The sequence below is a fragment of the Flavivirga aquimarina genome (assembly GCF_030540835.1).
Taxonomy (GTDB): domain Bacteria; phylum Bacteroidota; class Bacteroidia; order Flavobacteriales; family Flavobacteriaceae; genus Flavivirga; species Flavivirga aquimarina.
The window spans coordinates 38041-51760 of record NZ_JAUOEK010000131.1; the positions used below are offsets into that span (position 1 = coordinate 38041).

Annotated in this window: 11 protein-coding genes; 6 read left to right on the top strand and 5 right to left on the bottom strand. The window is 31.4% G+C overall.

Translation table 11 applies throughout. The features are described from left to right. Window positions 1-38 precede the first annotated feature (38 nt). The 6 genes from Q4Q35_RS13070 to Q4Q35_RS13095 all read left to right on the top strand — a co-directional run bounded on the left by Q4Q35_RS13070 (window position 39) and on the right by Q4Q35_RS13095 (window position 8416). Complete coding sequence (locus Q4Q35_RS13070; RefSeq protein ID WP_303278437.1) at window positions 39-917, top strand: inositol oxygenase family protein; 879 nt, start codon at window positions 39-41, stop codon at window positions 915-917. Window positions 918-1017: 100 nt separating this feature from the next. After that, window positions 1018-2595: a solute:sodium symporter family transporter gene (locus Q4Q35_RS13075; protein ID WP_303278438.1), complete on the top strand. Its 1578-nt coding sequence runs from the start codon at window positions 1018-1020 to the stop codon at window positions 2593-2595. A 300-nt stretch (window positions 2596-2895) separates the two neighbouring features. Continuing rightward, window positions 2896-3894, top strand: a complete 999-nt coding sequence (locus tag Q4Q35_RS13080; RefSeq protein WP_303278439.1) for a GntR family transcriptional regulator — start codon at window positions 2896-2898, stop codon at window positions 3892-3894. A gap of 2 nt (window positions 3895-3896) precedes the next feature. Beyond that, on the top strand, window positions 3897-5381 hold the full coding sequence (locus tag Q4Q35_RS13085) for a xylulokinase (RefSeq protein ID WP_303278440.1): 1485 nt from the start codon (window positions 3897-3899) through the stop codon (window positions 5379-5381). A 17-nt stretch (window positions 5382-5398) separates the two neighbouring features. Further along, a complete protein-coding gene (gene xylA, locus Q4Q35_RS13090; RefSeq protein ID WP_303278441.1) occupies window positions 5399-6724 on the top strand; it encodes a xylose isomerase in 1326 nt (441 codons plus the stop codon). A gap of 18 nt (window positions 6725-6742) precedes the next feature. After that, window positions 6743-8416: a sodium:solute symporter gene (locus Q4Q35_RS13095; RefSeq protein WP_303278442.1), complete on the top strand. Its 1674-nt coding sequence runs from the start codon at window positions 6743-6745 to the stop codon at window positions 8414-8416. A 100-nt stretch (window positions 8417-8516) separates the two neighbouring features. On the opposite strand, the gene Q4Q35_RS13100 is transcribed toward Q4Q35_RS13095, so the two are convergent. The 5 genes from Q4Q35_RS13100 to Q4Q35_RS13120 form a co-directional block, all read right to left on the bottom strand. After that, the gene (locus Q4Q35_RS13100) at window positions 8517-8786 is read right to left on the bottom strand and encodes a hypothetical protein (RefSeq protein WP_303278443.1); all 270 of its coding nucleotides are present in this window, start codon (window positions 8784-8786) and stop codon (window positions 8517-8519) included. Window positions 8787-8975: 189 nt separating this feature from the next. Further along, a complete protein-coding gene (locus tag Q4Q35_RS13105; protein WP_303278444.1) occupies window positions 8976-9380 on the bottom strand; it encodes a rhodanese-like domain-containing protein in 405 nt (134 codons plus the stop codon). Between the two features lie 9 nt (window positions 9381-9389). Then, window positions 9390-9707, bottom strand: a complete 318-nt coding sequence (locus Q4Q35_RS13110; RefSeq protein WP_303278445.1) for a rhodanese-like domain-containing protein — start codon at window positions 9705-9707, stop codon at window positions 9390-9392. Window positions 9708-9825: 118 nt separating this feature from the next. Further along, on the bottom strand, window positions 9826-10188 hold the full coding sequence (locus Q4Q35_RS13115) for a hypothetical protein (protein ID WP_303278446.1): 363 nt from the start codon (window positions 10186-10188) through the stop codon (window positions 9826-9828). Between the two features lie 385 nt (window positions 10189-10573). Next, window positions 10574-13714, bottom strand: a complete 3141-nt coding sequence (locus Q4Q35_RS13120; protein WP_303278447.1) for an efflux RND transporter permease subunit — start codon at window positions 13712-13714, stop codon at window positions 10574-10576. Window positions 13715-13720: the final 6 nt, after the last annotated feature.

Here is a 13720-nt window from a genome sequence, read left to right on the forward strand (position 1 = left end):
AATAGTTTATTAAATTTATAACAAACAGATTACTAAAAATGAAAGAATCATTAGACAAAGATCAATCTAATCCTATGGGTAACGTTGATGATTGGGAAGAGAATATATTAGAAAGATATCCAGATCCTTCTCAAGTTAAGAAAGAAAAGGAAGACTTTAGAAATTATGTAGACTCAGAACGGTTAGATACAGTGAAGGAGTTTTATAGATTGAATCACGAATATCAAACTTATGATTTTGTGTGCTTTAAAGAAGACGAGTTCTTAAAATTTGACAAAAAAGAAATGTCTATTTGGGAAGCTGTAGATTTTTTAAATACGTTGGTTGATGATAGTGATCCAGATATCGATTTAGATCAACTACAACATTTATTACAAACATCAGAAGCTATTAGAGCAGATGGACACCCAGACTGGTTTGTTCTTACAGGATTTTTACATGATTTAGGAAAAATTTTATGTTTATTTGGAGAACCACAATGGGCGGTAGTAGGTGATACATTTCCTGTAGGTTGTGCTTTTTCAGATAAAATTGTGTATTCCGATTTCTTTAAGAAAAACCCAGATTATACAGATAACCGTTATAATACTAAATATGGTATCTACAAACCTAATTGTGGCTTAGATAATGTAAAGATGAGTTGGGGTCATGATGAATACTTATATCATATAATGAAAGATTATTTACCAGATCCGGCCTTATATATTATTAGGTATCATTCATTTTATTCGCAACATAGAGAAAATGATTATTTGCATTTAATGAATGAAAAAGATATAGAAATGTTCGAATGGGTTAAAAAATTTAACCCTTACGATTTATATTCAAAAGCACCTGTACCACCAGATGCTAATGAATTACTTCCATATTATAAAGAATTAGTCGCGAAATATTTGCCAGAAAAATTAAAATTCTAAATTTAAAAACACAACGATATTTTTTTTTGAATATGAATTATCATTAATTCATTAAGGCATTTTTTGCTTTTATTTTAACTAAACTAGCTAACCATTATTTATGTATACTGTTCTTACTTTTTTTGCTTTCACAGCATTTGTTGCTATCTATTCTTGGTATAAACTAAGAAAAGAAAAATTAGACTCTCAAGATGGTTATTTTCTTGGAGGTAGAAGTTTAACAGGTGTTGTAATTGCAGGGTCTATGTTGCTTACTAATATTTCAACAGAACACCTTATTGGAATGAATGGATCCTCTTATAAAAACGGATTTATCATTATAGCTTGGGAAGTTACATCGGCATTAGCTTTAGTGGCTGCAGCCATTTATTTTGTACCTAAATATTTAAAAATGGGACTTACTACGATTCCTCAATATTTAGAAAACAGATTTGATAGTACTACCAGAACTTTAGTCGCATTATTTTTAATGATTTCATTTATAGCAACTTTATTACCAATTGTACTTTACACAGGAGCAATAAATATTGAAAGTATTTTTAACCTATCTGAAGTTCTGGAAGTTTCAAAAAAAGAAGGTCTTTGGATTACCGTCATTGCCATTGGCGTTTTAGGGTCTGTTTATGCTATCTTTGGAGGTCTAAAAGCCGTTGCTGTATCTGATACGATAAACGGCTATGGACTTCTAATTGGAGGGTTAGCAATTCCATTGATAGCCCTGGTAAGTATTGGCGATGGCAATCCACTAACAGGTTTAAGCAAAGTATACGCACACAGTCCAGAAAAATTTAATGTTATAGGAGCTAAAGACTCTGTATTACCTTTCGGAGTTCTCTTTACAGGTTTAATTATAAACCAACTTTATTTCTGGAGTATGAATCAAACTATAATTCAACGTGCATTAGGTGCTAAGAATTTAGCAGAAGCTCAAAAAGGTTTATTATTTACAGGCGTTTTAAAAATACTAGTTCCTATTATAATTATACTACCCGGAGTTATTGGGTTTTACTATTATGGAGATTCACTTTATGACAATCAGGATATGATATACCCCGAACTAATAAAGAAAATATTACCAGTTGGTTTAGTAGGTATTTTTGCAGCCATTGTTTTAGGAGCTGTATTAAGTACTTTTAACAGTGTTTTAAACAGTGCAGCAACCATTTTTAGTATCGATGTATATAAAAGACATTTAGGTAAGAATAGTAGCGATACAAAATTAGTTAAGGTAGGAAAGTTAACCTCTACCGTTTTGGCAATATTCGCAATTCTAGTAGCACCAATGGTGGCAGAAGCACCAGATGGCTTATATCAATTACTACAACAATTAAATGGGATATTTTTTATTCCAATAGCCTCAATCATGTTAGCAGGCTTTTTTCTTAATAAAATATCAGCAATGGGTGCCAAAGCGGCGCTATTTGTTGGGTTAGCCTTTTACATACTTACTACGTTTGTTTTTAAAGTAGACATCCATTTTGTGCATATATGGGGGATCGAATTCTTACTAAATTTAGCAGTTATGTTTATAGTTTCCTATTTTTATCCATTAGACAAAGCTTTTAAGCCAAAAGATTTACACATAGTAACCTTGAAAGAATGGAAATATACTAAACAGATGTCTATCTTTTTATGCCTAACAACCATAATCATTTATATCATGTTAGGAAGAAATTAAACATTGGAACTGTTTTACAAAAGAAATCGTTGAATCATATAGTTTGACCGTTTTCCTTATAACACGAAACAAACCTTATATCAATAAAAAAATAGTTCTTTTGTTTCCATTTTTGTCTTTTTTTACTCCAAATCATTGGAGTACTCCCTATTGAACACCTACTTCTCCATTACAAATAAGGTATACTTAAATAATAAAGTGCATTAAATCCCAGAAAAATATGTGTGAAATACACAAAATTAAAAACAGTTTTTTTATATATTTACAAACCAGAACAGAACAGAACAGTTTGCGATTAAAATGAAGAACAAATTTATTTTCAATATTAACCTTAATAGTGATGTTCCAAAATATCAACAATTAGTTAACGCTATAAATGATGCTCTGGCAAATAACACTATGCTTGTTGGCGACATGCTTCCTTCTGTAAATAGTATTTGTAAAGAATACAAACTATCAAGAGACACCGTTTTTAAATCGTATACCATATTAAAAGAACAAAACGTAATAGACTCTGTTCCTAACAAAGGGTATTATGTTGCAAATGTTACCAGGAAAGTGCTTTTAGTCTTAGATACATTTAAAGCCTATAAAGAAGTTTTATACCATTCTTTTATAAATAATTTACCGGATAATATCATCACAGATGTGCAATTCCATCATTATAATATTGAAAATTTCAAAACGATTTTAAACAATAGCAAAGGAAAATATTATAAATATGTCGTTATGGGATTCGATAATGATGCTATTCCTCAAGTCTTAGATAGTTTTAGAAACGAAAAACTACTTTTAATAGATTGGAATATCCATTCTAGAAAAGACAGCAATTACGTTTGTCAGGATTTTGGTGATTCATTTTTTAAAGTATTAAAAGAAGCTCATAAATCATTCAAAAAATATAAAGAAATTCAATTTGTCTACCCAGAATACACATATCATCCAGTAGAAGCAATAACTTATTTCGAGAAATATTGTAATGATTTTCAGTTTAAGTATAAAATAATCACCAAACTAAAAAACTTAGACATTGAAAAAGGGGTAGCCTATATAAGTGTAAGTGATCGTTTTTTAGGAACATTTTTAGAACAATGTCGAAATAACGATTTAGAACCCGGTGTTGATGTTGGTTTTTTATCATACAACGAGACACCTATGAAAAAATTTATTTATAAAGGAATCTCTGTTATTTCAACCGATTTTAAAGCATTAGGTGAAAAAGCAGCAGAATTTATTTATAAAGACGAATCCATGCAGGTATTTATACCTACAAGTCTAACATTAAGAGAATCTTTGTAACTATGTATTATATAGGATATGACCTAGGAAGTTCTTCTGTAAAAGTTGCCATTGTAAATGCAGAGACAGGAGAAAAATTATCGGCATTACACGAACCTCAAAATGAAATGGAAATTATTGCCATTCATTCAGATTGGGCAGAACAAGACCCAAACCTATGGTGGACATATGTTTGTATGGCTACAAAAAGAGCCATTAAAGATGCAAATATCGATGCTTCCTTAATTTCCGGAATTGGAATTTCTTACCAAATGCACGGATTAGTTGTTGTTGATAAGCAAGGAGATCCCTTGCGACATTCTATTATTTGGTGTGATAGTAGAGCTGTAGAAATTGGAAACGAAGCATTAAATGCGTTGGGGCATGATACCTGCACTGGAAAGCTCTTAAATTCTCCGGGAAACTTTACAGCTTCTAAATTAAAATGGGTTCTCGACAATGAACCAGAGTTGTACTCACAAATTCACAAATACATGCTACCGGGAGATTTTATTGCTTACAAGCTTACCGGAGTAATAAATACTACCAAAAATGGTTTGTCTGAAGGCATACTTTGGGATTATGAGAATGATGCTTTAGCAAGTTTCTTATTAGAACATTATGGAATTGACCCTTCTCTAACTCCCGATATTGTAGATAATTTTACAAATCAAGGAACAGTTAACGAAAAAGGAGCTGCAGAAACCGGATTACCAATTGGAGCCTCTGTAAATTATAGAGCTGGTGATCAACCAAATAATGCCTTATCTCTAAATGTGTTCAATCATGGTGATGTTGCAGCAACTGGAGGCACTTCTGGAGTTATTTATGCTGTTACAAATACATTAAAATCAAAAGAAGCTTCAAGAATTAACCATTTTGCACATGTAAACTACACAAAAGAGAATCCTGTTCTGGGAAAATTGTTATGTATTAACGGTGCAGGCATCCAATACCGTTGGTTAAAAGACAATCTCGCTTGTAATTCATACGAAGAAATGAACAACAAAGCCAGTGAAGTACCTGTAGGATCAGAAGAAGTTTGTGTGATTCCTTTTGGAAACGGAGCAGAAAGAATGTTAAACAGTAAAAATATTGGAACACATTATTGCAACTTAAACTTTAATAAACACCATGACGGACATTTATACCGCGCTGCTTTAGAAGGTATTGCTTTTTCTTTTGTTTATGGCATGGAAATTTTAAAAGATGATAATGCCGCAATTAATGTTATTAGAGCCGGAAATGATAATTTGTTCCGTTCAGAAATATTCTCAAATACAGTAGCTACCTTAATTGGACATGAAATAGAAATTTATAATACTACAGGTGCAGTAGGAGCTGCAAGAGCTGCCGGTTTAACCGATGGTGATTTTGAAAAATTTGGTACAAACATTACAAAAAACGATCATGTAATGACCTTTGTACCTATAAAAAATAATGCCCCATACATAAAGGCTTATCAAAATTGGAAAAAAGAATTAGAAATTATATTAAACAATAAATAAAATATTTAAAAAAGAACATGGCAACAATAGGTAATAAAGAATACTACAAAGGTATAGGAGACATTAAATTTGAAGGAAAAGAGTCCGACAACCCCTTAGCATTTAAATACTACAACCCAGAGCAAGTAGTTGCAGGAAAAACAATGCGCGAACATTTTAAATTCTCTGTAGCGTATTGGCATACATTCTGTGGGGAAGGATCCGATCCTTTTGGACCTGGAACACAAAATTTTGAATGGGATCAATCATCAGACCCCGTTCAAGCTGCTAAAGATAAAGCAGATGCTGCTTTTGAATTTATCACTAAAATGGGATTTGGATACTACTGTTTCCATGATTTCGATTTAATTGAAGAAGGATCCACTTTTTCAGAGTCTGAAAAAAGATTGTTAACGATTACAGATTACTTAAAAGAAAAACAAGCGGCTTCTGGAGCAAAATTACTTTGGGGTACAGCAAACTGTTTTTCGAATCCACGCTATATGAACGGTGCTTCGACAAACCCTGATTTTGATGTAGTAGCCAGAGCCGGAGGTCAAATTAAACTAGCTTTAGATGCAACAATCGCTTTAGGCGGTGAAAACTATGTGTTTTGGGGTGGTCGCGAAGGTTATATGTCTTTATTAAATACAGATATGGGACGTGAGTTAGACCATATGGGACGTTTCTTAAATATGTGCAAAGATTACGCACGTGCACAAGGGTTTAAAGGCAACTTCTTTATTGAGCCTAAACCAATGGAGCCTTCTAAACACCAATATGATTTCGATTCTGCTACAGCCATTGGATTCTTAAAAGAATATGGGTTAGATAAAGATTTCAAAATAAACATCGAAGTAAACCATGCGACCTTAGCACAACATACCTTCCAGCACGAACTAGAAGTTGCTGCCAAAGCCGGTATGCTAGGAAGTTTGGATGCAAACCGTGGCGATTACCAAAACGGGTGGGATACAGACCAATTTCCAAATAATATTCAAGAAACGACAGAAGCCATGTTGGTTTTCTTAAAAGCTGGCGGATTACAAGGTGGTGGCGTTAATTTTGATGCCAAAATAAGAAGAAATTCAACAGACTTAGAAGATGTTTTTCATGCACATATTGGCGGAGCAGATACATTTGCTAGAGCTCTATTAATTGCAGATAAAATCATCACATCTTCTCCTTACGAAAAATTAAGAAAAGAACGATACAGCTCTTTCGATTCTGGTAAAGGATTGGAGTTTGAAAAAGGCAACTTGAATCTCGAGGACCTTTATAAAATAGCTCAGGAAAATGGTGAATTAAATTTAAAAAGTGGAAAACAAGAATTGTTCGAAAACATTATTAATCAATATATTTAACCAACAAAATTATAAATTATGAAGAATAATTTTTTAGTTGCGCAATCAGTATTGGAAAACTTGGACTGGGTAGTCTTAGGAATTTATTTTCTAGCTCTTGTGGCGGTAGCCGTATGGGTAGTACTCCAGAAAAACAAGAATACTGAAGATTATTTTTTGGCAGGACGAAATGTAGGCTGGTTTGTTATTGGAGCTTCAATCTTTGCTTCTAATATTGGGTCTGAACATGTAGTGGGTCTTGCAGGAACAGGTTTCGAGTCTGGAACACCTATGGCACATTACGAACTCCATGCTTGGATTGTATTATTATTAGGCTGGTTGTTCTTACCATTTTATATAAGAAGTGGTGCCTTTACAATGCCTGAATTTTTAGAAAAACGTTTCGATTCACGATCCAGATGGTTTTTATCCTTATTCTCTTTAGTGGCTTACGTACTTACTAAAGTATCTGTAACCATTTATGCCGGAGGTATTGTTGTTTCAGAATTATTAGGAATTCCTTTTTGGTATGGAGCCATAGGCATTGTAATCTTTACCGGAATTTATACCGTTATTGGAGGTATGAAAGCCGTAATATATACAGAAACATTACAGACCGTTATCTTAATCTTAGGCTCTATAATTATTACATACTTAGGGTTACAGGAAGTTGGCGGATGGTCACAACTTAGAGAAACGGTTACAACAGTAAGTCCAGACCATTTTAATATGTGGCGTCCCATGAGCGATCCTAATTTCCCATGGACAGGGTTATTAATAGGTGGTACCATTGTGGGTATTTGGTACTGGTGTACAGATCAATATATCGTACAAAGAACCTTAGCAGCAAATAATATTAAGATAGGCCGTAGAGGTGCCATTTTTGGAGCCTACTTAAAATTATTACCTATTTTAATCTTTTTAGTACCAGGAATTATTGCTTTTGCATTATCAATACAAAACCCGGAAGTATTTTCTGTTGAAAAGGCAGATAGAGCATTTCCTATGTTAGTAAAAACATTATTACCTGTAGGTTTAAAAGGATTAGTAGCCGGAGGTTTAATGGCAGCATTAATGAGTTCTCTAGCATCTGTATTTAACTCGTGTTCTACTATTTTCACCATTGATATTTATAAAAAACTAAAACCTAATAAATCTGAAAAATCTTTACTTACTACAGGTAAGATTGCAACAGGTTTTATAGTGGTACTAGGAATTATTTGGATTCCTATTATGGAAAAAATTGGAGGAGGTGTCATGTATCAATACCTTCAAAACGTACAATCGTATATAGCACCACCAGTTACTGCAGTGTTTTTACTTGGTATAATATGGAAGCGTGTAAACTCTTCAGCCGCAATTACAACTTTGTTAGCGGGATTAGGATTATTAATTATACGTTTGAGTTCCGAAATTTATTATCAACCGCAAATAGCAGCCGGAGAAAATATAGATGGTTTTATTTATAGTTTTGCGACTATTAATTTTGCTCACATGGCAATATTTATGTTTATTTTTTCTGTAATACTTTGTATCTCTGTAAGTTTAGCCACTACAGCGCCAGACTATAGCCTTATTAAAGGTCTTTCGTTCGGTACACTTACCGAAGAACAACGAGCTGCTAATAAAAATAGCTATGACCGAATAGATGTTGTTCTCTCGGTAATTCTTGTTCTATTAGTAATTGGAGTTTTAAGTTACTTTACAGGTTAATTAACCGTAACGCTATTTCAGGACGAGACAAACTTTTCAATAAAAAAAACCTTTTGAATATATTCAAAAGGTTTTTTTTATTACGAGTGGTACTTTTTAATTAACCTGCTTTTTGCTTTTCTTTCATTTTTTCTAACAACATAAGCTCATGCTGAATTTCCTCTTTTCGTTTATTAAACTTTCGGAATTTCTCATCTCTAATCTCTTGCTTTTTAATACGCTCCTGTCGCCTTAACTCATCTTTCAGTATTTCTCTTTTCTTTTCTCTTTTAATTCTAAATTTCTCCATAGCTACCGACATATACGAGTAACCATACATACTTAGAAATAATAGTGCAATTATACCTAATATCACATAACCATTTTCCATCTTTTTAAATAATAGTTTTAGTTAAAACCTTTAAAAGAAGCTATTTATATTTAAAACAGCAAACTTTTCTATAAAGATAGAAAAAAATGGTTTCTCTCTTAAAAATAAAAAGGTAAAGTACTCAAAAAGTAGTTGAATGATATTAATTTAGATAAAAATAGCGTATTAGCAGTATAAATTCTATAGTCTTTACTCAATCGTGATTTCAAACCCTTCTTCTTTCCATCTGGTAATTCCTCCTGTTAAGTCATAAATCTCGGTAAAGCCGATATCGAGTAATTTTCTGCTACTTTTGGCACTACGTCCGCCAGATTTACAATACAAAATAACAGGCTTGGTTTTATCTAATTTTTTAATATCTGAATTAAAAGTAGCAGACAAATAATTTATATTCTGGGCGCCTTCAATATATCCTTGCTCAAACTCTTCAGGAGTTCTAACATCTATAAGTTGTATTGAATCTTTAGCTAAAAGTGTTTGCATAACTTTTGGAGAAACTACTTTTATAGTTTCTTTAAATGATGAGTCCTTGCCTTTACAATTCGTCGCACTTAAGCTAAATAGCGTACATAAAAATAATATGAGCCGCTTCATTCTAAAAAATTAATCTAAATCAACTAAATCGCCTTCCCACTCCAAAATACCACCTTCAAGGTTATATGCATTTTCAAAACCTAGTTCGTCCATAATAGCACATGCTTGACCACTTCTGTTCCCAGAGCGACAATAAACATAATAATTTTTGCTTTTATCTAAATCTTCAATTTCAGAGACAAATGCTTCGCCTTTGTATATATCTATATGTATCGCATTTGGTATTATACCATCTGCAACCTCAGCATCAGTTCTTACATCCAATACGATTGCATTACTATCATCAGCTAATTGTGATGCCCATTCTTCTTGTGTTAAATCTTCCATTTTTTTAATATAAATAAATATGTACAAAATTAATACATCTAAAACTATAGACGAAAAAAAACTTGAAGTATTATGCTTCAGGTTTTTACAAATATTTAACTAACGTAAATCTTCTATGTTAAAAACCAAAATGATCTTTAAAGTCTGCTTTGTTATCTAATAAATGTTGCACCCAAGAATCATTTCTTTTAAGAAATTCAATAATTAAATACTTAGAGAATGAAGCAAAAAATGATGCCGACATATGAAAAGTTATGTTACCTGATAAGGACATGTGATGAATTAATGCCAAAGCCAAAGTAATATCTGGGGCATAATTCTTAAGTCTATTTATAAAAGAATCCCGCTCTGTGTTTTTAAATCCAATAGCTGCAGATGGATCTAAAACATCTAAAACAAAAGGAATGATATGTGTCTCGTTTTTATTTTTAATTGTTCTATAATTAATATCTACACTGTTATTATCAATATCACAAACCAAAGCCTGCTTTAATTTCGCATTTATTTTTCTAACGAAAGTACCATCGTTCCCACCAACATCAATAAGTGTGTCTACATTTAGATTAGAAATCCATTTATTTATTATATCAGATTTCTGTATGAAAGCATCATCACTATAATTGATTTTGTTATAGTAATTCCCCCATTCACTATCTTCTTTTAACTCTTAATTTTTAATATAGTTGTATAAACTTTCAACAATATCTAATTGTCCTTTTTTAGATAATTTTGAAATTTTCAACTTACCTTTAAAACCTTCATTATGTTTGCTTTCAAACTTAGCCAGTAAATGGATATTAGAATAATGTGTGATAAGAATTTCATTCTTTACTTAAAACTATGGATTTTCAATCCATAGGAGTGGTTTATTTTTTATTTCTAACAATAAAAATTGGTAAATAAAAAAATATACCTATTAACGAGAATATTAATCCACCAATAGATCCAACTGCAAATGAAAACCAAAAAGCTTCATTTTGCCCATTCCAAACAAAAGGGACTAGACCAACAATTGTTGATATTATAGTTAGAGTTACAGGAATTATTTTATAGTTAAATGCTTTAAAAAAAAGTGATTGGATATTTCTTTTTTGGTGTTGTTTTCTTAAATTATTATAGTCGTTAATAATGTATAATGCCGAGTTCACACTAATTCCACAAAGCAAAATAAAAGCAGCATAACCCCCTTGGTCAAAATTAAATTCAAACAAATAAAAAGTTAAGAATACACCAATAAAAGAAATAGGAATCATGCTTATAATCGCTAAAGGTTGTTTTAACGATTCTAAAAGGATACTACATATGAAGAAAACAATAACAATAACTATTAATATATAGAAATACTGTTTACTGTCTTCTTTATTCCATCTATTAAATAATTGATTAAAGGTTCTATACCCCATAGGTAACTTGTTTTTTAATTTTTCTATATTGTTTTCTTTTACTTTATTTGCTAATTGATAAGAACCAATAAAATTATAGGAAACAATTAAGCGATACTGTTGATTTGTTTTTGAAATAGAATTTCCTGTTTTTCTCTTTTCAATAGCTGCCAATTGGTCTAATTTATATTGTTTATTTTGAATAGAAATTGGAGTATGTTTTAAATCCCATACATTAAATTTTTTATAATTATCAGACACCAACTTTACTTGTTGTAATTCATTGTCTTGAACTATAGATGTTAATATTCCTGTATACACTTGGTTTTTTAAATAACTATAAACTTGCGTTTGAGAAACATCTGCTATGGCTAGTTTTTCTATATCAAAATCTAAATAATACTCATTAAGGACATTATTTCCCCTACGGCTGCCACTAATCTCAACATCTTTTATCCTGCCAAAAGAATTTTTAATAAGTTGCTTTTTTAAAAATTCTGCATAACCATATAATTTGTCATAATTATAACCTTCTATCTCAATTATGTTACTTTTATACCCTGTGCCTAAAGCATTAGAAAAACCTCTACCAACGCCACTAACAGACCAATCTAAACCACCTAGACTATTAACTTTAGATTCTAATAGACTTTTTAATGTATGCGGGAAGGAACCTCGTTCAAATTCATCTTTAAAATAAATCGAAATACTAGAACTTTTATGACTATTAATTCGGGTCTCATAAAGCTCTACTTCTTCAAAAAGTCCTATATAGTTTTCCATTTTAATAATAACATCATTAAGCTGTTCTATAGTACAGCCGTCAGGCATACTACCTGTTATCCTGAGTGTAGTCCGTTCTGGTTCGTTGTAATAAGAGTTTTTAAAGACATCTTCTGTAAACAATCTTAAAGAACCTCCCAAAATGGTTTCTAAAGTAGGACGCATTTCTGTATTAAACCATTCATTTCCGAGGATTTTATTATAGGTACTTGCTAAATGACCTTCCCCTTCTATAAATTTTGGTAGTAAATGTAAAGGCAAGCCAAAACCTAAAACAACAAGGATTATAAATATCCATTTAAATTTTGGTTTCCGCATCCATGTTATTATGTTCGTGTATTTTCTGGTAAATTTATATACACGGCGTTTTCGTTTTCTGGAGAATTTAACACGCTTATGTTCTAAATTAATTTTTTCTAATAATGCAGGAACATAATACAGAGATATTAATAAAGACACACCAATATTGATAGCTATAACTAAAGCAAAATCCCATAAATTATTACGCTGACTTTCCTCCAATAAAAATACAACCATTAAAGCTCCAATGGTTGTTAATGTTGCTGCTAAAATGGCTAAAAACACCTTTTTATCACCTTTGTTTCGTAAGTGATCAATCATAATGATACTATTATCTATGATAATTCCAAACGAAATAGTAATACCTGCAAAAGAATATAGTTGGAGTTCTACCTTAAATAGATAATAAAAAACAACAGCTATTAAAAGGTTTGTTATAATACTTAAGAATAATACAGCTAAATATTTAAAACTTCTATTTATCAGAATAATTAAGACTAACAAAATTAAAAAAGAAAAAAAGGTTCTCAATCCTATTTTTCGCAGTTCTTCAACAATATAGTCAGTCGTGTCTTGTGTTAGTTTTATGGAATAACCTATTGGAATATCCTTTTTTATCACCTCTACAAGATTTCTAACTTCTTTTACTAGTGCTATGGTATTAACATCTTTTTCTGCAGAAACAACCAGATTAACCGTGTTTAAACCATTAACTCTATAAAAGTTACGCATTGCTCCTTCTTTAAACCTTACTTTTGCTAAATTTTTTAAATAAATAATTTTGTTATTTTTTTTTATGGGGATTTCTTTCCAAATAATAGCATCATCTTCAAGTTTATGTTTTAAAACTACAGCTATTTCCTGTATTGTTTCACTGTATTTTGAAGTTATAATACCATTTCCTAATGCTTTTGTTTGCAAATATTCGTTTATGGCTGAGTTAATATCATTTACGGTGATGTTGAGTTGTATTAATTTTTGGCTATCATATTCTATAACCCATTCAAAAGGAGCAGCTCCATATACATTAATTTGATTAATTCCTTTAATATTTGATAATTTCGGAACAATATAATTTTCGGCATATTTTTTAATATGGTATGGGCTTTCATTAGCGTTAACACTATAAGAAATAATAGGGGCATTATTTTCGTTTGCACTACTTAACGACAGTTGAGGGTAACTTACACCTTCAGGAAGTTCAGAATAACTTTGTCGGATTAAGTTTGCTATTTCAAAACGAACCACATCTATATCAATATTTTTCTTAAAATTGATAGAAATAGAACCTCTTCCTTTATTAGAATATGAACTTATTTTTTTAACGCCTTTTATGGTATTAAAAACACCTTCTAATTTAGAGGTTACCTCTTGTTCCAGAACTTTAGAGGAGGCATCTCGCCAACTAAAAGACACACTTAAAGTTGGTGACTTTTTTGAAGGTATTAACTGGACACTTAATAAGGGTATTAAGCTGGCACCAATAATGGAAAGGCAAACAAAAATTAGAATAATAGAAAAGGAGGACGGGTTACGTTTCATATTATA